Raw genomic sequence first — 18,951 nt, 5'->3', positions numbered from 1 at the left:
GTGATCTGCCATGGACAACGGATCACAGGCCAGGGAGACCCGCCTGGTCGAACTGGTCGTGCCCGGCATCGGTCTGGTGGACCGCACAGAGGCGCTGCAACCGCCCGCCGTCCGCCGGATCAGCGGGGATCAGGGCGCCGGCTGGTACGGAGCGGCCGAGGAGGACGGCTCCGAGTACTCGGTCGAACGGCAGGTGTACGACTGGAACCGGCTGACGATCGGCGGCGCGGGCCGGGCGATGTGGCTGTTCCTGCTGCCCTTTCTGCTGATCAACCTGGTGACGTGGATGCAGCCCCGACTGCCGCCGCACAGCAGGGTCTCGGGCCGGCTGTACGACTTCGGGGCCCGGCTCCTCGGACTGTCGCTGACGGTGATGCTGGTAGGGGTGTTCGGGCAGGCGGCCATGGACCAGGTCGTGTGGCAGTGCGGGGCGCCCACGCAGTCCCCCTGCGGCGCGGAGAACCCGTTGGTCGAGGCCGCACGCGCCGTGGACACGGGACTCGGGCTGACCCTTGCGGCCGTGGTGCCGCTGCTCGTCGGAGCGGTGATGGCGTTCAGTGCGCGCGACGCCAAGAAGGAATACCGGCCGGTCCTCAAAACCGTGGACGGCGATGGCTACAGGCGCTTCGACCAGGAGGACAACGATCGGGTCAAAGGATCCGCCGACGCGCGGCGGCGGCCGCTCGAGGTGCGCGGCTTCTGGGAGCACAACGGGCGGGCGGAGGGGCTCACTTCGCAGCATCGGTGCGCCGGGCTGCTCACCGTCGCGATGCAGGTGATCGTCCCCTCGCTCCAGTACGACTTGCGCCGGGGCGGAACGGTCGTCGGCCTGGTGCTGTTCGTACTGATCCTGGTGTTGGCGGCGCTGGTCGTCGTCGACGGACCCTGGTTCCGAAGCGCGAGGTGGGAAAAGCGGTGGCCGCTCAATCATCGACGCACGAGCCTCGCCGTGTGCCTCGTGGTGACGGCTTGCGCCATGCTCTACTGCGCTCTACCCGAGCGGGACTGGCACGCCGCGCGCGAAAGGTCCCGCATGCTGCCGGGAATGGGCGCAGAGGCCAACGCCGTCGTGATCGCCCAGGGCGTCGGGGTGCTGCTGATGGTCATCGCCTGTCTGGTGATGGCCTTCAGGGACTTCGACCGCGCCAAGAAGATGTCGCTGTACGGGCTGCTGGGGCCCGTCGTCGCGGTGCTGGCCTGCTTCATCGGATGGCTCTACACGGCGGCGTTCTCCCTGTGGGCGCAGGGCTGGCTCACCCCGGACGGAGACCCGTACGCCACCGATGTCCCGAGGGCGATCGGGGTGATCGCTGCGGCGTTCCCGCTGGCGGTGGTGCTGGGCGGGCTCGCAGCCGTGGTCAACGCCCTGTGGAAGTTGTGGACGCGCAGGAGTCAGACCATCCCCGCACACGCGTGGGAGGAGAAGGAAGACAGGAAGCACCGAGGCGAGATCAGCTGGGCGAAGACCGCGGGGAACGACGGTCTGGAGGCGTACGACCAGGGCCTCGCCGCGCTGGCCTCCCTCATCGTGGCCCTGGTCCTCACCCTGTACCTGGTCAACTGGGTGGGCGACGGCCCCTTGGCGACGGACGTCCACGAGACCACGACCGACGCGCTCAAGCAGCTCACCACTCTCGGTGCCCTCGCCCTGATCGCCCTCGTGGCAGTCGCGCTGTTCGCCGTACGGGCCGTCGTACTCCGCCCCGAGATGCGCCGGAACACGGGCATCGCCTGGGCCTTCGGTGTCTTCTGGCCGCGCGCGGCGCACCCCTTCGCGCCGGCGGCCTGGACCATACGGACCGTGCCCGAGCTCGTGCACCGCATCGAGTACCTGCTCACCTCCGACAGCCGTACGCGGATACTGCTGCACGCGCAGTCCATGGGGTCGGTGATCGCCGTGGCCGCGTTATGGCAGATCCCGGCCGAACTGCGGCCGCGTATCGCCCTGTTGACCACCGGAAGCCCGATCAACGCGGTGTTCGGGCGCCACTACCCCGGATATGTCCCGGCCGAGTCCCTCAAAGCCCTGGTCCACAACGAAGTCCGCGACGACCCGGACAGGACACGTCTGCTCGCGACGTGGGTCAACGTTCACCGCGAGACCGACCTGCTGGCCGGCCCGACCTACGTGGACGGCGTGGACGAGGAATGGAAGGACGGAGTGGACCCGATGGCGGCTCCCGACGACGAGCGGTCGCACGCCCGCACCACCGCCCAGCCCGTCTTCTGGCCGCTGGAGCGACACAACGGATACCGCCGCGATCCCAGGATCGCGGAGATCCGCACGCGCATCCTCGACGCACTCGCCGAACACACCCCTCCATCGCCCCCGCCCCCGGTGACTCCCCCTCCGCGCCGCCCCACACCCCGGCCCGCGCCGGCTCCCGCACCCCCGCCGGGCACGGCGGACGGCGCGGTCAGCGGCTGACTCAGGCCGGCGATCCTCAAATATCCGCCAAGGTCATGGTGCGCTCGGCCTGCTCGACGAACCGGTCCAGTGCTTCCACCGCTGGACCACCAGAGCCGAGAGCAGTTCTTCCTTGGCCGGAAAGTGGTAACGGAGGACCGCACGACTGCGCCCCTGAGCTGCTTGGTCACCATACGGTTCCCCAGTCACGGAAAAGTGCGTTCTTCCATGTCAGCGACCACTCTCCTACGGTTTCTGAGTAACCAGAAGAGAGCACCTGGGGACTTGGTTCCGTGGAAGCGAGCCCCAGGACTCTCGCGACAAGGAGACAGACGGCATGGCCATCACCCTCGTAAATCCCGGCGGACTGCCGGAAATCGATGTCTACCGGCAGGTGTCGATCGCGACCGGATCGAAGATGATCTTCATCGCCGGGCAGGTCTCCTGGAACACCGACGGGGTCACCGTCGGCGAAGGCGACCTCGCCACCCAGGTCGAGCAGTCCTACCTCAACATCGGCACCGCCCTGGCCGAGGTCGGCGCTTCCTTCGACGACGTGGCGAAACTGACCGTCTACGCCGTCGACTGGACCCCTGACAAGATGCCGCTGCTCCTGGAGGGGATCTCCCGGGCGGCCGCGAAGCTGGGGGTCACCCCGCTGGCACCGGCCACACTGATCGGCGTGGCGGCACTGGACATACCGGATCATCTGGTCGAGATCGAAGCCACCGCGATCATCGACTGAACGTCAGCAGCAGGCACACCCCGACTCGCAGCCGCACGCGTCCTCGACGTCCTCCTTGACGGTCACGCCTGGCGCCGCGTCCTTAAGGGTCACGCCTGGCGCCGCGTCCTTGACGGTCACGCCCGGCGCCGCACAGCACCCGTCGCCCCGCCAGGCGTCCCGCCCCTCCTTCACCGCCACCGCGGCGATGACCAACGCCGCGACGGGGTCGGCCCATGACCAGCCGAGCGTGGCGTTCGCGACGAGACCGAGGAGCAGGACGGCCGAGAGGTACGTGCACAGCAGGGTCTGCCTGGAGTCCGCGACCGCCGAGGCGGAGCCGAGTTCACGACCGGCGCGGCGCTGGGCGGCGGACAGGAACGGCATCACGGCGAGGGAGAGGGCCGCGAGGACGATGCCGGGTAGGGAACGGTCTGCCTCACCGGCGCCGGTGAGAGCGCGCACGGCGTCCGTCGTGATGTAGGCGGCGAGCACGAAGAAGGAGATCGCGATGATCCGCAGCGTGGCTTTCTCGCGGGCTTCGCGCACGGCGTGGTCGCGGGCCGAGAACTGCCAGGCGACCGCGGCGGCCGAGGACACCTCGACAACCGAGTCGAGCCCGAAGCCGATCAACGCCGTGGAGGAGGCGAGCGTGCCGGCGGTGAGCGCCACGATCGCCTCGACGGCGTTGTAAGCGATGGTGGCGGCCACCAGGACGCGTATTCGGCTCGCGAGCGCATCACGCCGGGCGGGTGAGGGGCCGAGGGACAGCACCGTCATGGTCAGCAACAGCCCTTCTCGTCCGCGTCGGGGCACGTGCGGTCGGCCTCCACCGCCAGCACGGCGGTGCGCAGGTCTCCCAGGGCGTGAGCGAGGCGGGGGTCGGCCAGCTCGTAGCGGCTACGGCGGCCCACGGGGACGGCGACGACCAGTCCGCAGTCACGCAGGCAGGCCAGATGGTTGGAGAGGCGCGTGCGGGAGATGCCCAACAGATCGGCCAGGTCGGCCGGATGGGCCGGGGCCTCGCGCAGGGCGAGCAGCAGGCGGCAGCGGATGGGGTCGGCGAGCGCGCGGCCGAAGCGGGCCAGCACCTCGACCTCCGTAGCGAGAGTCAGCACAGGCTTGATGATACATAGACTCCTGAATTCAGAACATCGTGGACCCAAAACGGACCGACGAGGACACCGGCACGTAGGCAGCGTCGGGCAACCGCCGTTCTCGCCTAGTTGATCAGCGTCGTTCCGGTGAACGTGGAGCGTCTCGGTTCCTCACTCGGCGTGATGCAGCTCCGCCGGGGGCGCCATCCGCCGGACGCTCCAGTCGAAGGTGCCTCGGCACACCAAGGTTCCCTCGGCGTCGGCGACTTCGGCACGCGTGGAGAGCCGAGCCCGGTCGGTCTCTCCCGCGAGCAGCGCACGCAGGAGACCGTGGGCCTCGTCGGTGAGCCTGCAGGTGGCCACCAGTCGTCCGCGCGCCGGAGCGAGGAACTCCAGGGAGGCGGCCGACCCCAGCGGCACGACCCCCTGAAACTCATCGGCGCGCATGCTTGCGGCGATGATCGCTCCCAGCCCGGCCGCGTCGATGAGGGCGACGAGGCCGCTGGAATGCAGTGAGCCGATGACATTCGTCAGTCCCACAGGGGTGTCCGACGCGACCTCGGCCACCCCGTCGGCGGCCCGGAGCACCTCGATGCCGGCAGTCCGATGCGCCGGTATGGGTTCCAGCAGTGTGCGGGCCAGTGACGTCATGTCCATTGCCGCAGGGTCACACGTCCCGTTTACGGCCGAGTGTCCTCAAGGGCAACGGCTCCGACGGCGTCGAGCACACGACGCGACTCATCCGGCTCACGCCGCGGCCCCACCTCCGGCAGTACCCGACCGATCCGCTGGGGTGCGGGGTAGCGATCAGGCGTCGGCGGATGGTGGCGGCTCCTGCAGCTTGCTCTCCAGGTCGTTCAGGTCCTTGCCGATGGATGAGCGGACCTTCCGCGCCATGATGGGCGCGGCCAGGCGGTAGTAGCGCCCAGCGTCGCCCCGAACACGGATGCGGGCGAGAGTGCCCTGCGGGTGCGGGGTGAAGGTGTAGGTGACGTGCATGGGCATAGGGCCCGCCACGGACACCATGTCCAGCAGTTCCGGAGGGTCGTACGCGGCGACCCGCAGCACGTAGTCGATGCGCTTGCCGAGGAAGTACGCGGTGCGGGTGACCTCCGCGCCGACGCCGAAGCCACCACCGTCCGCCGTCCGGGTCAGCTCCGCCGTACGGATGCCCTGGGTCCACTCGGGATCATTGCGCCAGTCCATCGCGTACGCGGCCACGCGCTCGGGCGGAAGCCGGATCACGCGCTCCGCCGTCTCGTCGATCGTCATGGCGTCTCCTGGCCTCGCCGACAAGCTGCCCACTTGCCCACTTGCTCACTTGCTCACTTGCTCACTTGCCGGACGTCATTCCCCGGGCAGTCAGTCGCTCCACGCAGGATTCCGCCCGCTGGCACCGAGCGCACGGTGGAAGACGGGGGCGTCGGCGGCTACGGGCACGGGCGGGCCGAAGCCCGCCGTGGCGCGGGCCTGCTCGGCGATCTGCTCGACAGCGGCGAGCGTGATCTGCGCGGTCTCCTCGCTGACGGAGAACGGCCGGCCGGTGGCGCGGGCCAGGTCCCAGCCGTGCAGGGCCAGTTCCTCCAGGGTGATCGTGGCCGCGAAGGCGGCCGGCATCTCTCCCGGGCCGAACTCGGTGGTGCCCTCGTAGGCCGCGGAGTCGGCCCAGGCCACCGCGGCCCGGTCGGCGGACTCGGCGACGGCCGTCGGCGACAACGCCAACGAGGCGCCCTCGCCGGACTCCGGCTCCTTCCGGGCGGCTCGCGCGGAGGAGGACAGCGTTCCGCCCAAGTGGTCGAGGAGTTCGGCGACGGTGAACTTCTCGCACGGGGTGCGGTTTCCGAGCTGTTCGGCACGGATGCCGGAAGCCGTCGCCGCGACGGCGTCGGCGCACTCGCGGATGGCGCGGTGCAGGGTGCTGTGCTGGGTGTTCATGGGTTCTCTTCCTCGGATGCGCCGGTGGGACCGGCGGGGTCGGTACGCGACCGGGGCTCGGTATCGGTGTGGTTCAGCCGGCGCAGAAGGCCGTCGGCTTGCGTGTCTCGGCGTAGGCCTTGAGCCGGCCGGACTTCGTCGCCCAGCCGTACGAGTAGTCCCGCAGTCCCGGTAGGTGTCGTCGGCGTCGATGAGCAGCTGCATCGCGATGTCCGCCATGACGTGCGCTCCTCACTTCGCTCACTACTTCAGTCGCAGTATCACTTTAGGGAAGACTAAAATGACTTCCCTTCCGATGGCAAGTTCAAGTGGCGGCTAAAATGACGTCTATGGATGCGGTTCAAGCGGTCGCCGAGCCCAGACGGCGCGAGATCCTGCGCCTGGTCTGGGACGCGGAGCTGTCCGCGGGCGAGATCGCCGAGCGGTTCGACGTCACCTTCGGAGCGGTGTCCCAGCACCTCAAAGTGCTCAGGGACTCCGGCCTGGTTACGCTGCGCCAGGACGGCAAGAGACGCTTCTACCGGGCCGACCGTGAAGCCATGGGCCCGCTGGCCGACTACCTGCAGTCGATGTGGGCCGCGAAGCTCGACACGCTGACCGAGCTGGCGGAAGCGGCCGAGCGGACCGAACAGGCCGAACGGCCCGGGGACCCTGAAGGGGAGAGCTCGTGAACGCAGCAGGCGTGGTCACCGTGGAACGGCTCATCGCCGCCCGGCCCGAGACGGTGTTCTCCTTCTTCACCGACCGGGACAAGTGGCTGTCCTGGATGGGCAAGGACGGCGAGTTCAGCTTCCAGCCCGGCGGCGCATATCGGACGACCGTCCGGGCCGAGGACGTCGTGGAGGGCCGCTTCATCGAGGTCGACCCGCCCAAGCGGCTGGTCTTCACCTGGGGCTGGGCCGAGGACGGGATGCCCCTGCCGCCCGGCTCGACAACAGTCGAAATCACCCTCGAACCGGTCGCCGAAGGCACCCGGCTGCGCCTGGTCCACCGCGGCCTGCCTTCCCCGGAGGCGTGTGCCGCGCACGAGGAGGGCTGGGCCCACTACATGGACCGGCTCGCGACAGTGGCGTCGGGCGGCGATCCGGGGCCCGACCCCTGGATGTGAGCCGGGTACGCCGTCAACCGGCCAGCATGCGGGCACCCTTGCCCCTGCCACCCACCCTGCACACCACCCCCGCACATCGGATCTATCTTCGGCTCACCGTGAATATTGACGTCCTTTGCGGCCAGTTCTACGCTGCACAAGGCGATAGATCCGATGAATACGCAACGTTCCTGCGATTCGCCCGCTCAGCCCCCGACACGCATGACGCCAACTGGGAAAGGTTGACATGTACCCCACAAGACGTACCGTTCTGGCAGCCGGCGGCTTACTCGCCGGAGGCGCCGCCTGGGCCATGACCCCGTCGACGTCCTCCGCCGCAGCCGCCTCACCCACGGACGGCTGGAACAAGACCGCCTTCACGTACGGCATGCAGAAGCCGTGGAACCTGGACCTGAGCGACCGTTACAGCAACAGCGGCGGCGTCCACCGAATGTGGGTGTACAGCACCGACGAGCCCATGTCGCAGGGCAGTTCCACCGACCCGCGCACCGAGATGCGCTGGAGGCAGGAGTACACGTCCGGGCAGCACATGTGGGACGCCGACGTGTATCTCCCGTCCGGTACGAACGGCGCGACCTTCGTGCAGATCCTCCGGGTGATCCACCCCGAGGGCACCCCCGCCACGGACTTCATGCTCAACGCCTACAGCGCGAGCGGCGGCACGGTACGGGCGTACGACCGTACGGTCCTGAAGACCAACGCATACAACACCTGGTTCAACGTCAAGCTGGAGCACAACGCCTCCAGCCGCAGCGTCAAGGTCTATTTCGACGACGAGCTGGTGCTGACGACCGAGGACCGCGGCCCGGCCACCCGCCACTTCAAGAACGGCGTCTACCACCACGGCAGCGGCCGCGCCGAGGCGCGCTTCCGCAACATCACGTACTGGACGCGGTGAACCGTGCGGAGACGAAGGGTAATCACCGCGCTCGGCGGACTCGGCCTCGCCGGTGCCGGCGCCGCACTACTGCCGGGACGGGCCGACGCCGCCGACGAGGTCTACTTCCAGAACCGTGGCAGCGTCGAGGGCTGGGATCATGCCTACACGCAGAAGGACGGCGTGATCGAGACCGTCAACTCGCCCACGTACAAAGGCGCGCACGCCCTCGCGGCGACCCAGACGTACATCGACGAGAACGGCGGTTACCACTCCGAGGTGATCCAACGCGGCGCGCAGAGCGTCGGTGAGGACCGGTACTACGGCCAGGCGATCCGTCTCGCGTCCGACTGGACGTTCCACGACCAGAACGTCACCTTCCAGCAGTGGTCGCCCGAAGACCCCGAAGGACCCTGGCTGTTGATGTTCGTCATCGGGTCCACGATCCAGTTCGGCGGCTCCGGCGGCATCAAGGGAACGGCCGGGTCGATCAGCAGCCTGCGGGGCACCTGGATCAGGATCGTCACCCGGCTGAAGCTCGCCGGCGACGGCCAGGGCGCCTTCGAGGTGTGGCTGAACGGCACGAAGACCGTGAGCCGGACCGGCATCACCGTACTGCCGTCCACCTCACGGACGATCCGCTGGTCCAACGGGATCTACTGCACCGCCTGGCGCGACGGCACGCCAAGCGGCCCGCGCACGCTGACGATCCTGCACGACAACCACCGGATCGCCTCGGCCTACGCCCTTGCCGAACCGGCCAACTGGGCTTGACGCACATGTCGTTCGAGGACCTTGAGGAACTGTCACACCTTGGAGGCACCCCCACATGACCTCTAGAAGAGCTGTGCTCGGATCAGTGCTGGGCGGCACAGCGGTCGCCGCCCTGCCCGGAGCGGCCGAAGCCGCCCCCACCCCTGCCGTCGACACCGCCGAGAGCGAAGGCCTCGCCGCCGGTTCTGCCGGCGGCCGCTGGAAGCTCCGCAACCACATGGACTCGGACGGCGCTTGGGCCGGCTTCCTGCGCCAACAGGACCTGCTGTGGCGGAAGTTGCCCACCCTTTGGCACGAAGGGCCGTTCCTGGGGGACGGGCGACTGGGCAGCATGGTGTACAAGGAGCCGGGTGCGAACAGCATCCGCTTCACCGTCCAGCACGGCGAAGTACAGGACCACCGCCCCGAGTTCGGCAGCGGCTGGGGCACCTGCCGGCTGCCCGTGGGACATCTGACCCTCGACCCCGTCGGCACCATCGGCGCGGTCGACTGGCGACTGAGCCTGTGGAACGCCGAACTCACCGGCACCGTCACCACGGACAAGGGCACCCTGACACTCTCCGCCTTCATTCACGACGGGATCCTCGCCGCACACGTGACGGCGGACGGCGACGAGGAGGTCCGCTGGACGTTCCACCCCGAGGAGGCCATCAGCCCCCGGAAGATCAGCGAGGCGCCACCGACCGGTTACGTCGCCAACCCGCCCTGGACGACTCGGACCACCGGCGACGTCGAACAGGTCCTCCAGCCGCTCATCGGCGGCGGCCAGACCGCGACGGCCTACCGCCGCTCGGGCGACACCCTGCTGCTCAACGTCGCCCACAGCCATCCCTCCGACACCCGGGCCGGAGAAGCCTCGCTCAAGAAGATCCAGCGCGCCGCACCGCACGGAGTGCTCCGTCGGCAGCACACCCACTGGTGGCACGCCTTCTACCGCAAGAGCTTCGTCTCGATCCCCGACGAACGGCTGCAGAGCTTCCACTGGATCCAGCTCTACAAGATCGCATCGGCCAGCCGTGAAGGCGGCCCCGTGATGGCCACCTGTGGGCCCTGGCTGGAACCCACTCCCTGGCCCGCCGTGTGGTGGAACCTCAACGTGCAGCTCGAGTACTGGCTCATCCACGGCTCCAACCACCTGGAACTCGACTCGCTCGCCAGCACACTCCGACAGAACCAGGAGCAGCTGATCGCGAACGTGCCCGCCGCCTACCGGTCCGACAGCGCCGGAGTCGGCCGCAGCTCAGACATGTTCGCCACCCGTAGCGCCCCCGTCCCGGGCAGCGGGGGCGAGGCCGGCAACCTGACGTGGGCCCTGCACAACGTATGGCTGAGCTACCGCCACTCCATGGACGAGGCACTGCTGCGCGACACGGTGTACCCGCTGCTGCGCCGCGCGATCAACTACTACCTGCACTTCCTCCAGCCGGACAGCGACGGCAAGCTGCACCTGCCGTCGACACTGTCCCCGGAGTATCCCGTCGTGCCTCCCAAGGACACCAACTACGACCTGGCGCTGATCCGTTGGGGCTGCACCGCACTCCTGGAGGCGGCCGAGCGGCTCGGGGTCGACGATCCGCTGAAGCCGCGCTGGCAGGAGGTGCTGGCCAAGCTGACGCCGTACCCCGTGGACGACAACGGCTTCATGATCGGTGCCGACACGCCCTACGCCCAGTCCCACCGCCACTACTCCCACCTGCTGATGGTCTATCCGCTGTACCTCGTGAACTGGGACCAGCCGGAGCAGCGTGAGCTGATCGAGAAGTCGGTCGTCCACTGGCATGCGCTGACCGGTTCGCATCGCGGCTACAGCTATACGGGCGCCGCGTCGCTGTACGCGATGGCGGGCCGCGGCGAGGTGGCCCTCACGTATCTGAAGAAGTTCTTCGACCCCAGCACGCGCTACCCGTGCCGGGCCAACACCCACTACACCGAGGCCGGACCGGTCATCGAGACACCACTGTCGGCGTCGCAGTCCCTGCACGACATGCTCTGCCAGAGCTGGGGCGGCGTCGTGCGGGTCTTCCCCGCCGTTCCGGATTCCTGGGCCGATGTCGCCCTGCACGACTTCCGTACCCAGGGAGCCTTCCTGGTCAGCGCGGTCCGCACCGGTGGTGTCACACGCTTCGTGCGGGTGCGGAGCCTGGCGGGCGAGCCGCTGCGACTCCGGCACGGTCTGAGCGGCGGTCCGGTGAGCGCGGTCCTGGACGACGGCACTCCGGCCCGCACTCACGCGGAGGACGACAGCACCCTCGCGATCGAACTGGCCGAGGGGCGCGAGGTGCTGCTGTACGCAGGCAATAGGCCCGACCTCGTCATCGCCCCGGTGGCTCCGAGCGAGCCGGGGGAGCCCTGGGGACTTCCGTAGTACGTCCCCGACCACCGGGAGCCCGCAACCACCGGGAGCCGGGGCGCCACGCCCGTCGAAACACCAGTCACAGGTCGAGGACGAGGCGGGGCCCGCACGAGCGGGAGACGCAGATGAGCATGGTGTCGCCGGTGGCCCGCTCGTCCTCGCTGAGCAGGGAGTCCCGGTGGTCGGGCGTGCCGTCGAGTACGTCGGTCTCGCAGGTGCCGCAGGTGCCTTCGCGGCAGGAGAAGTCCACCTCGACGCCGGCCGCTTCCACGGTTTCGAGCACCGAGCGGTCGGACGGCACGGTGAGCGTCACCCCGGCGCGGGCGAGCACCACCTCGAAGGCCCCGGCGGAGCGGGCTTCGGCCGGCCGCACCGGGGCGAACCGCTCGAGGCCCAGCGTGCCGGCCGGCCAGTCGGCACACTGTTCCTGCACCGCCCGCAACAGGGGTTCGGGGCCGCAGGCGTGCACCAGGGTGTCGTCCTTGGGCGGGCCGAGGAAGGCGGCGAGGTCGAGCAGGCCGAACTCGTCCTGCGGCCGGACGTGCACCCGGTCCCCGTAGGGCGTGAGGCGTTCCAGGAACGCCATGGAGGTGCGGGTGCGGCCGCCGTACAGCAGAAGCCAGTCGGCCCCCGCCGCCTCGGCGGCCTCGACCATCGGCAGGATCGGCGTGATGCCGACGCCACCGGCGATGAACAGATGGCGGGTGGCCGGCCGCAGCGGAAAGTTGTTCCGCGGCCCGCGCACGCGCACGGCCGTGCCTTCCGGCAGGTAGTCGTGGACGTACGCGGAGCCGCCGCGGCCCTGCGGCTCACGCAGGACGGCGATCCGCCAGGCGTCCCCTTCGGCAGGGTCCCCGCAGAGCGAGTACTGGCGGATCAGGCTGCCGTCCAGGAGCAGATCTATGTGCGCTCCCGGAGTCCAGGACGGGAGCGGTCGGCCGTCCGGGCGGCGCAGGGTGAGGGAGACGACACCGTCGGCGACGCGGGTACGGGTCGCCACGACGAGGGTCTCCTCGTCCAGAGGCAGCTGGTCGGTCATGGTGGTCAACCTGGTCTCGTACGGGGCGCGGATGGATACGGGGCGGGGATGGATACGGGTGGGAGATCCGATGGGTCGGTGATCAGGCTCGCGGTGGTACGTGCAGCAGCAGTGCGTCGCCCTGGCCTCCGCCCCCGCACAGGGCGGCCGCTCCGGTACCGCCTCCGCGCCGCCGCAGTTCCGCCGCGAGGGTCAGCACCAGCCGGGCGCCGGTCATGCCGACCGGGTGTCCGAGGGCGATCGCGCCGCCGTTGACGTTCACCTTCTCCAGCGGGATGTCCAACTCCCGTACGGAGGCCAGGGCCACACCGGCGAACGCCTCGTTGATCTCGAACAGGTCGAGGTCTGCGGCCTTCAGCCGGCCGTCCCGGGACAGGGCATCGCGGACCGCGCCGGCCGGCTGGACGAGCAGGGAGGGGTCCGGGCCCGCGACGGTGCCGTAGGCGCCGATCTCCGCGAGCGGGGTCAGGCCCTCCCGGCGGGCGCGTTCCGCGCTCATCACGACGACTGCAGCGGCACCGTCGGAGAGCTGTGAGGAGTTGCCCGCGGTGACGGTCCCCCCGGCCGAGAAGGCGGGTCTCAGGCGCCCCAGGCTCTCCGCCGTACTCCCCGGCCGTATCCCCTCGTCGGCCGCCACTGCCGTCTCCTCGCCCCGGCGCCCGGCCACCGCAACCGGGGCGATCTCCGCGGCCAGCACGCCGGACTCCCGGGCGCGCAGGGCGAGTTGGTGCGACCGTGCGCTGTACTCGTCCTGCTCCTCGCGGGTGAACGCGAACGGCTGCTGGTACCGCTCGGTGGCCGCGCCCATGGAGACCCCGTCGAAGGCGCAGATCAGGGCATCGCGGTCGAGGGCGTCCTCGACCGCGGCAGGGCCGTACTTCCAGCCGGTGCGGGCTCCGCGCAGCAGGTGCGGCGCGCCCGACATGGACTCCATGCCGCCCGCGACGACCACCTCGTGGCGACCGGAGGCGATCATGAGGTCGGCGAGCGCGATGGCGTGCAGACCGGACAGGCACAGCTTGTTGACGGTGCTCGCCGGTACGCCGAACGGAATGCCGGCGCCGACGGCGGCCTGCCGTGCCGGATTGGGACCGGCCCCGGCCTGGACGACATGGCCCATGACGACGGCTTCCACGGCGGCCGGGTCCAGGTGCACCGCGGCCAGCGCGGCGCTGATGGCGTGTGCGCCGAGGTCGGCGGCGGACAGCGGGCTCAGGGCGCCCATCAGCTTGCCGATGGGTGTTCTGGCGCCGACGACGATGACGGATCCGGGCACGGCCGGGACCTCCTGAGGGGATGTGGGCAGGTCAGGCGACGGCGTCGACGGCGCGCTCGGCGACCATGTGGGCCGTCTCGTTCACCGAGTGCAGAACGATGCGTCCGCCCGGCAGCCGTCGCACCCGGCTGACCGAGGTGTAGCCAGGGTGGAACCAGAACATGCGGGAAAGGCCGAGCACCGTCGCCAGGTAGGTGTTGGTGATGCCGCCGTGGCACACGACCGCGACCCGCCCGCCGGGATGGGCGTCCAGGATGGTGTCCATGCCCCGCGCCGCCCGCTCCCGGAAGGCGTCCCAGTCCAGGTCGGGCACGAAGTCCTCGTACCGGCCCTCGGAGAGCGCCACCGAGCGGGGGTCGTCGGCGCGGATCTGCTCCGGCGGCGTGTAGGGGTGCGAGACGTCGGTGTCCCACTCGCGCAGGTCATCGAGGACGGTGGCGGTCATGCCGGTGAGCCGCTCCAGCGGCGCCACCGTCTCGCGGGCCCGCTGGAACGGGCTGGTGTAGAGGGCGTCGACATCCTCGTGCACGAGCCAGGCCGCGAGGCGTTCGGCCTGGGCGGTGCCCTCCGGCGACAGCCCCGGGTCGTAGACGCCCGCCAGGGGAAGGCCGTGCCGGATGAGGAGGAGTTCGGTCATGGACGATCCTTCGTACGTACGGGTGGCGGGCGCGGGTTCTTGCCTGGTCAGCCGGCGATGGTCCGCTCGGAGCGCCAGTAGGGGCGGCGCATCGCGCGTTTGTCGAGCTTGCCCATCGCGTTGCGCAGGAGGTGTGGGACGAACTCGTACGACTTGGGGCACTTGTAGGCGGCCAGCCGGTCGCGGCAGAACCGGTCCAGTTCCTCGGCCGACGGCTCGTCTCCGGCGGGCACGACGAGCGCGCGCAGCGACTCGCCGAAGTCCGGGTGCGGCACTCCGATGACCGCGATCTCGGCGACCGCCGGGTGCCGGCGCAGTACCGCCTCGCTCTCGGCCGGGTAAAGGTTGACTCCGCCGGAGACCACGACGTCGGCGGCCCGGTCGGTGATGAAGATGTAGCCGTCCGCGTCGACGTATCCGATGTCGCCGAGTGTGAACACACCCGGCGCGACATAGGCGGCCTTGGTCTTGTCCGGGTCCGCGTGGTAGCGCACTCCCCTGCCCTCGGGCGCCTGGAACGCCAGCAGTCCGAGCTCGCCGGACGGCAGCGGACGGCCGTCGTCATCGGTCACCAGGACCTCGAACGGGGGGTGGACGCGCCCCACCGAACCGGGATGCGCCAGCCACTCGGTGCTGCTGATGCGAGCCACGGTGCCCGCCTCGCTGGCGCCGTACGACTCGGTCAGCACCGGGCCGAACCACTCGATCATGGTCCGTTTCACGTCCGGCGGGCAGGCGGACCCGGTGTGGGAGACCTGGAGGAGGCTGGAGACGTCGTACCGGCCACGGACCTCTTCGGGCAGGGCGAGCAGGCGTTGGAAGTGGGTGGGCACCATGACCGTGGAGGTGACCCGCCACTCCTCGACGCGGCGCAGGAACGCCTCCGCGTCGTATCCGCCGAGTACGACCACCTGCTGACCGGCCGCCAGGTGCCGCAGCGACGTCAGCGGCGCGTTGTGCTGCAGCGGGCCGCACACGAGGTGCGGTCCCGGCGGGAAGCCGGGCCGGGCGGCCATCGCCGCCAGGTACGCGGAGTTGTCGGCAACCGGACCGCTCACCCAGCGCACCTCGGTGCCGCGCGCCCGGCCGGTGGTGCCCGAGGTGTAGACGAGGGGCGGCCGGGCGGCCCGGCCCGTGGGCAGGGTCCGTCCGGTGGGCGCCGCCGCCAGCCACAGGTCCCAGTCGAAGGCGTGCCCGATCGCCGGGGTTCCGTGCATCACAACGGGCAGGCCCAGTTCGCGGGCCGCCTCCAGGGCGGCGACCGCGCCGGCCGGGCCGGCGATGATCCCCGTCGCGCCCGCGTCGATGATCTGGTCGACGAGTTCGCCCACCATCAGGTTCCGCGAGGTGGCCACGGTCCCCACGCCGGCGCGCAGTCCGGCCAGATGGGCCACCAGGGTCGGTATCACGTTGTCGCCGAGGACGGCGACCCGGTCGTCGGGGCCGGGCGCGATCTCCAGCAGACGTGCCGCCGCCCGCGCGACCTGGTCGGCGAGCCCGGACCAGGACAGCACCTCCCGATCGTCCACCAGGGCGGGCTCGTCGGGTGTCTCTTGGGCGCGACGGTCGAGTGGTAGCAGGGACATGGCTCCTCCGGCGGCTCCTCGGTCCTCCCCTGCCTTCACGGGAGAGTCAATGCCGAGACTGTAGCGTTTATCAAGAAAGTACGGAACACTCTGACCCAAGACGGAGGCTTTTCCAGGTGCTCGCCGGGTTGGAATGCCAGGTGGAGCAGCCATTCCCTCTCCCCCGTTACTGAATCTTCCGTCTGGTAAGTGTCGGTCAGCGTCCTGAGGAGGACCCATGTCCCAGCCGGATCTGGACACGTGGCGCACGCAGGTCGGACAGTGGCTGGCCACCGTGCTCGAACCGGCCCGGGAGCCGGACTCCACCGGTGACACCCCGGATCTCGCCGTGTTCCACAACCTCCCCGACGAGGAGGAGCGGCTGCTGCTGGAGCGCTGCCGCGCCTACCAGCGCGCCCGCTTCGACGCCGGATACCAGGCGCTGACGCTCCCCCGGGAGAACGGCGGCGCGGGCCTGAGCGCCGCCCACGCGGCGGCCTTCGCCCAGAAGGAGGCGGCGTACCGGGTACCGCCGTCGACCGAGCTGATCAGTGTCACGGTGCGGCTCGTCGGCATGTCCGTCGCCCTCTTCGGGACGGCCGAGCAACGCGACGTGTACGCACGGGCGTTCCTCCGTACGGACCTGCTGGCCTGCCAGCTCTTCAGCGAGCCCGGCGCCGGATCCGACCTCGCCGCCCTGCGCACGCGCGCCCGGCAGGAAGGCGAGGACTGGGTGATCGACGGTCAGAAGGTGTGGACCTCGGGAGCCCAGTTCGCCCACTACGGGCTGCTGCTCGCCCGCACCGATCCGGACGTCGTCAAACAGGCCGGCATCACCGCGTTCCTGGTCCCGATGGACGCACCGGGCGTGGAGGTGCGCCCCATCCGCCAGATGAGCGGCGGTACCTCGTTCAACGAGGTGTTCCTCAGCGGCGTACGCGTTCCGGACCGGCTGCGCATCGGGCGCCCGGGGCAGGGGTGGGAGGTCGCCACCACCACCCTCGCCTTCGAGCGGACCGCCTCCGGCACCGGCAACCGGCGCAAGGGCGGCACCTTCTCGGACGTGCTCGCCCTCGCGCGCTCGCTCGGCCGCACCGGGGATCCGCTGGTCCGTCAGCGCCTCGCCGATCTGTACATCCGCGCCGCGCTGCGCACGGCCACCGTGGACCGGGTCGCCAGAGCGAGCGCCGCCGGCGACCGGCCGGGCCCGGAGGCGTCGCTCACCAAACTGATGGCCTCCGACCTGCTCACCCGCACCGGGCAGACCGCCGCCGAGCTGATGGGCGCCCGGATCAGCGCCGACACCGGAGAGCCCGGCACGTTCGCCTGGACCCAGCACCTCCTCGGCGCCCCCGGCTACCGGCTGGCCGGCGGCACCGATCAGATCCAGCGCAACCTGATCGGCGAACGCGTGCTGAAGCTGCCGGGCGAACCACGGGTGGACCGGGTGCCGTTCTCGGAGCTCTCCGGCAACTGAGACAACACGCCAGTGCCGGGACCGTTCTCCGTTCCGGCGAACACAAAGGAGCGACATCGATGGATCTGGGACTGACAGGTGCGAAGGCGCTGGTGACCGGTGCGAGCCGGGGTATCGGCCGGTCGATCGCGGGCACCCTGGCCGCGGAGGGCTGCGCGCTGGCGCTGTGCGCCCGCGGCGAGGAGGCGCTGGCCAAGGCCGCGGCCGAGTTGCGTGGCGAGGGGGCGACGGTGTTCGCCGAGCCGGTCGACGTCACCGACCCGGCCGCGCTCGCGGGCTTCGTGGAGCGGGCGGCCGGCGAACTCGGCGGCCTGGACCTGCTGGTGTCCAATGTCTCGGCGGGCAACGTCAAGGGCCCCGAGTCGTGGGAGGCCAGCCTGCGCGGCGACCTGATCCCGTTCGCCGGACTGGTCGAGGCGGCCATGCCCTACCTGGAGGCCTCCGACCGGGCCGCCGTGGTCGCCATCGGCACCACCAACGCCTCCGACACGGCCCGCCCGGCCGGAGCCAACTCCTACTCCGCCATGAAGGCCGCGGTCGTCCAGCACGCCTCCGCCCTCGCACACGCCCTCGCTCCGAAGGGCATCCGCGTCAACACGGTCTCCCCCGGACCGATCGACTTCCCCGGCGGCGCCTGGGAGACCATCCGCACGAGCCGCCCGGAGGTCTACGAGGAAGTGCTCGCCAAGCTGCCGATCGGCCGCTACGGCACCGCGGAGGACGTGGCCGCGGCGGTCGCGTTCCTGCTCGGCCGGACCGGCTCCTTCTGCGTCGGCGTCAACCTCGTGGTGGACGGCGGGCTGCTGACCCGCGTCCAGTACTGAGCCGTGGCGGGCCCGGCCGGCCGCCTGGACGCCGTGCTGGTCTGCGGCGGCAGATGGCACGACTTCGACTACGCGCGGCTGCGGCTGCTGGACATGCTGGGCGACCACCCTCGGGTGCGCACCACCGTCTATCAGGACTACGACTGTGTCGCCGCGTTGGACAAGGCCGACCTGCTCGTCACCTACACCTGCGATCTCCGGCCCCGCCCGGCCGAGCGGGCCGCGCTGGCCCGGTTCGTCGAGCGGGGCGGGCGCTGGCTCGCCCTGCACGGCACCAACGCGGTGATCGAGGCGCCGGCTCCCGGTGGGCCGCGGGTGTTCACCACCCCGCGGCTTCTCGGGGAGCTCGCCGACGTGCTCGGCAGCCAGTTCCTCGCCCACCCGCCGATCGCGCCGTACGAGGTACGGGTCACCCGGCCCGACCATCCGCTGGTCGCCGGAATCGAGCCGTTCACCGTCACCGACGAGCTGTACGTGTGTGAGCTGCACGGGGAGTTGGAGGTGCTGCTGCACGCCGAGTACACCGGACCGTGCCGCGGTTTCGCCGAGGGCGACACGGTGGCGCTCGACGATGCGCCCCGGCCTGTGCTGTATCTCAAGCGGCACGGTTTCGGCGAGGTGTGCTGCTTCACCCTCGGCCACTGCCGGGGGCGCTACGACGTGCAGGACCTCGGCGTGGATGACACCGGGCGCGTGGACCGCGGGCCCTGGGAGACGCCGGAGTTCCTGACGGTGCTGCGGAGGTGTGTGGAGAGGGCCGTGGGTATGAGGAGCTCGGTGGGCGGCTGAGCGAACGCGGGGGCCGCGCGAGGGTTTTCGCCCCCGCCGCCCCTACCCATTCCCGTCCCCTGGGGGCTG

The 18,951-nt window shown here is 70.4% G+C and carries 19 protein-coding genes; 10 read left to right on the top strand and 9 right to left on the bottom strand.

Features of this window, described 5'->3' with window-relative positions; translation table 11 throughout:
• Nucleotides 1-10: 10 nt before the first annotated feature.
• Nucleotides 11-2,428, top strand: coding sequence for a hypothetical protein (locus GAS53_RS05990; protein ID WP_151476362.1), 2,418 nt, complete (start codon nucleotides 11-13; stop codon nucleotides 2,426-2,428).
• A 316-nt stretch (nucleotides 2,429-2,744) separates the two neighbouring features.
• The gene (locus GAS53_RS05985; RefSeq protein ID WP_151476361.1) at nucleotides 2,745-3,152 is read left to right on the top strand and encodes a RidA family protein; all 408 of its coding nucleotides are present in this window, start codon (nucleotides 2,745-2,747) and stop codon (nucleotides 3,150-3,152) included.
• Nucleotides 3,153-3,155: 3 nt separating this feature from the next.
• Here the strand turns inward: GAS53_RS05985 and GAS53_RS05980 are convergent, their stop codons facing one another.
• From GAS53_RS05980 to GAS53_RS05960, 5 genes are all read right to left on the bottom strand, one after another.
• The gene (locus GAS53_RS05980) at nucleotides 3,156-3,911 is read right to left on the bottom strand and encodes a cation transporter (protein WP_151476435.1); all 756 of its coding nucleotides are present in this window, start codon (nucleotides 3,909-3,911) and stop codon (nucleotides 3,156-3,158) included.
• Between the two features lie 2 nt (nucleotides 3,912-3,913).
• Nucleotides 3,914-4,249: an ArsR/SmtB family transcription factor gene (locus GAS53_RS05975; RefSeq protein WP_151476360.1), complete on the bottom strand. Its 336-nt coding sequence runs from the start codon at nucleotides 4,247-4,249 to the stop codon at nucleotides 3,914-3,916.
• Between the two features lie 150 nt (nucleotides 4,250-4,399).
• The gene (locus GAS53_RS05970; RefSeq protein ID WP_151476359.1) at nucleotides 4,400-4,885 is read right to left on the bottom strand and encodes a PaaI family thioesterase; all 486 of its coding nucleotides are present in this window, start codon (nucleotides 4,883-4,885) and stop codon (nucleotides 4,400-4,402) included.
• 150 nt (nucleotides 4,886-5,035) lie between these two features.
• Entirely contained in the window at nucleotides 5,036-5,500 is a 465-nt protein-coding gene (locus GAS53_RS05965; protein ID WP_151476358.1) for an SRPBCC family protein, read from the bottom strand.
• Nucleotides 5,501-5,590: 90 nt separating this feature from the next.
• A complete protein-coding gene (locus GAS53_RS05960; protein WP_192582977.1) occupies nucleotides 5,591-6,163 on the bottom strand; it encodes a TIGR03086 family metal-binding protein in 573 nt (190 codons plus the stop codon).
• Between the two features lie 329 nt (nucleotides 6,164-6,492).
• On the opposite strand from GAS53_RS05960, the gene GAS53_RS05955 reads away from it, so the two are divergent.
• The 5 genes from GAS53_RS05955 (at nucleotide 6,493) to GAS53_RS05935 (ending at nucleotide 11,287) form a co-directional block, all read left to right on the top strand.
• A complete protein-coding gene (locus tag GAS53_RS05955; RefSeq protein ID WP_151476356.1) occupies nucleotides 6,493-6,834 on the top strand; it encodes an ArsR/SmtB family transcription factor in 342 nt (113 codons plus the stop codon).
• Nucleotides 6,831-7,271, top strand: a complete 441-nt coding sequence (locus GAS53_RS05950; RefSeq protein ID WP_151476355.1) for an SRPBCC family protein — start codon at nucleotides 6,831-6,833, stop codon at nucleotides 7,269-7,271. Before GAS53_RS05955 ends, GAS53_RS05950 begins: the two co-directional genes overlap by 4 nt.
• Before the next feature lie 292 nt (nucleotides 7,272-7,563).
• Nucleotides 7,564-8,169: a cinnamyl alcohol dehydrogenase gene (locus tag GAS53_RS05945; protein WP_192582976.1), complete on the top strand. Its 606-nt coding sequence runs from the start codon at nucleotides 7,564-7,566 to the stop codon at nucleotides 8,167-8,169.
• A gap of 3 nt (nucleotides 8,170-8,172) precedes the next feature.
• Nucleotides 8,173-8,922, top strand: coding sequence for a polysaccharide lyase (locus GAS53_RS05940; protein ID WP_151476353.1), 750 nt, complete (start codon nucleotides 8,173-8,175; stop codon nucleotides 8,920-8,922).
• Between the two features lie 55 nt (nucleotides 8,923-8,977).
• Nucleotides 8,978-11,287 (top strand): glycosyl hydrolase family 95 catalytic domain-containing protein, encoded by a 2,310-nt coding sequence (locus GAS53_RS05935; RefSeq protein WP_192582975.1) that lies wholly within the window; start codon nucleotides 8,978-8,980, stop codon nucleotides 11,285-11,287.
• Nucleotides 11,288-11,354: 67 nt separating this feature from the next.
• Here the strand turns inward: GAS53_RS05935 and GAS53_RS05930 are convergent, their stop codons facing one another.
• From GAS53_RS05930 to GAS53_RS05915, 4 genes are all read right to left on the bottom strand, one after another.
• Nucleotides 11,355-12,314 carry a PDR/VanB family oxidoreductase gene (locus GAS53_RS05930; RefSeq protein WP_151476352.1) on the bottom strand — a complete coding sequence of 320 codons (960 nt, stop codon included), beginning with the start codon at nucleotides 12,312-12,314 and terminating at the stop codon, nucleotides 11,355-11,357.
• 82 nt (nucleotides 12,315-12,396) lie between these two features.
• Nucleotides 12,397-13,590, bottom strand: a complete 1,194-nt coding sequence (locus GAS53_RS05925; protein ID WP_151476351.1) for an acetyl-CoA C-acyltransferase — start codon at nucleotides 13,588-13,590, stop codon at nucleotides 12,397-12,399.
• A 31-nt stretch (nucleotides 13,591-13,621) separates the two neighbouring features.
• A complete protein-coding gene (locus GAS53_RS05920) occupies nucleotides 13,622-14,227 on the bottom strand; it encodes a histidine phosphatase family protein (protein ID WP_151476350.1) in 606 nt (201 codons plus the stop codon).
• Between the two features lie 47 nt (nucleotides 14,228-14,274).
• Complete coding sequence (locus GAS53_RS05915; protein WP_151476349.1) at nucleotides 14,275-15,813, bottom strand: AMP-binding protein; 1,539 nt, start codon at nucleotides 15,811-15,813, stop codon at nucleotides 14,275-14,277.
• Between the two features lie 217 nt (nucleotides 15,814-16,030).
• On the opposite strand from GAS53_RS05915, the gene GAS53_RS05910 reads away from it, so the two are divergent.
• The 3 genes from GAS53_RS05910 to GAS53_RS05900 are packed head-to-tail and all read left to right on the top strand — an operon-like array spanning nucleotide 16,031 to nucleotide 18,882.
• Entirely contained in the window at nucleotides 16,031-17,269 is a 1,239-nt protein-coding gene (locus GAS53_RS05910; protein WP_151476348.1) for an acyl-CoA dehydrogenase family protein, read from the top strand.
• 59 nt (nucleotides 17,270-17,328) lie between these two features.
• Nucleotides 17,329-18,093 (top strand): SDR family NAD(P)-dependent oxidoreductase, encoded by a 765-nt coding sequence (locus GAS53_RS05905; RefSeq protein WP_151476347.1) that lies wholly within the window; start codon nucleotides 17,329-17,331, stop codon nucleotides 18,091-18,093.
• Between the two features lie 3 nt (nucleotides 18,094-18,096).
• A complete protein-coding gene (locus GAS53_RS05900; protein ID WP_151476346.1) occupies nucleotides 18,097-18,882 on the top strand; it encodes a ThuA domain-containing protein in 786 nt (261 codons plus the stop codon).
• Nucleotides 18,883-18,951: the final 69 nt, after the last annotated feature.

The sequence above is a fragment of the Streptomyces albicerus genome (assembly GCF_008905045.1).
Taxonomy (GTDB): Bacteria; Actinomycetota; Actinomycetes; order Streptomycetales; family Streptomycetaceae; genus Streptomyces; species Streptomyces albicerus.
Note: the sequence above shows the minus strand (reverse complement) of the source record. Positions and strands in the feature narration are given on the sequence as shown.

Bases quoted from the DNA above. Each gene is read 5' to 3' on its own strand.
- GAS53_RS05990 (WP_151476362.1), top strand. From the start codon at position 11: ATGGACAACGGATCACAGGCCAGGGAGACCCGCCTGGTCGAACTGGTC.
- GAS53_RS05985 (WP_151476361.1), top strand. From the start codon at position 2,745: ATGGCCATCACCCTCGTAAATCCCGGCGGACTGCCGGAAATCGATGTC.
- GAS53_RS05980 (WP_151476435.1), bottom strand. From the start codon at position 3,911: ATGACGGTGCTGTCCCTCGGCCCCTCACCCGCCCGGCGTGATGCGCTC.
- GAS53_RS05970 (WP_151476359.1), bottom strand. From the start codon at position 4,885: ATGGACATGACGTCACTGGCCCGCACACTGCTGGAACCCATACCGGCG.
- GAS53_RS05965 (WP_151476358.1), bottom strand. From the start codon at position 5,500: ATGACGATCGACGAGACGGCGGAGCGCGTGATCCGGCTTCCGCCCGAG.
- GAS53_RS05960 (WP_192582977.1), bottom strand. From the start codon at position 6,163: ATGAACACCCAGCACAGCACCCTGCACCGCGCCATCCGCGAGTGCGCC.
- GAS53_RS05955 (WP_151476356.1), top strand. From the start codon at position 6,493: ATGGATGCGGTTCAAGCGGTCGCCGAGCCCAGACGGCGCGAGATCCTG.
- GAS53_RS05945 (WP_192582976.1), top strand. From the start codon at position 7,564: ATGACCCCGTCGACGTCCTCCGCCGCAGCCGCCTCACCCACGGACGGC.
- GAS53_RS05935 (WP_192582975.1), top strand. From the start codon at position 8,978: ATGACCTCTAGAAGAGCTGTGCTCGGATCAGTGCTGGGCGGCACAGCG.
- GAS53_RS05930 (WP_151476352.1), bottom strand. From the start codon at position 12,314: ATGACCGACCAGCTGCCTCTGGACGAGGAGACCCTCGTCGTGGCGACC.
- GAS53_RS05920 (WP_151476350.1), bottom strand. From the start codon at position 14,227: ATGACCGAACTCCTCCTCATCCGGCACGGCCTTCCCCTGGCGGGCGTC.
- GAS53_RS05915 (WP_151476349.1), bottom strand. From the start codon at position 15,813: ATGTCCCTGCTACCACTCGACCGTCGCGCCCAAGAGACACCCGACGAG.
- GAS53_RS05910 (WP_151476348.1), top strand. From the start codon at position 16,031: ATGTCCCAGCCGGATCTGGACACGTGGCGCACGCAGGTCGGACAGTGG.
- GAS53_RS05905 (WP_151476347.1), top strand. From the start codon at position 17,329: ATGGATCTGGGACTGACAGGTGCGAAGGCGCTGGTGACCGGTGCGAGC.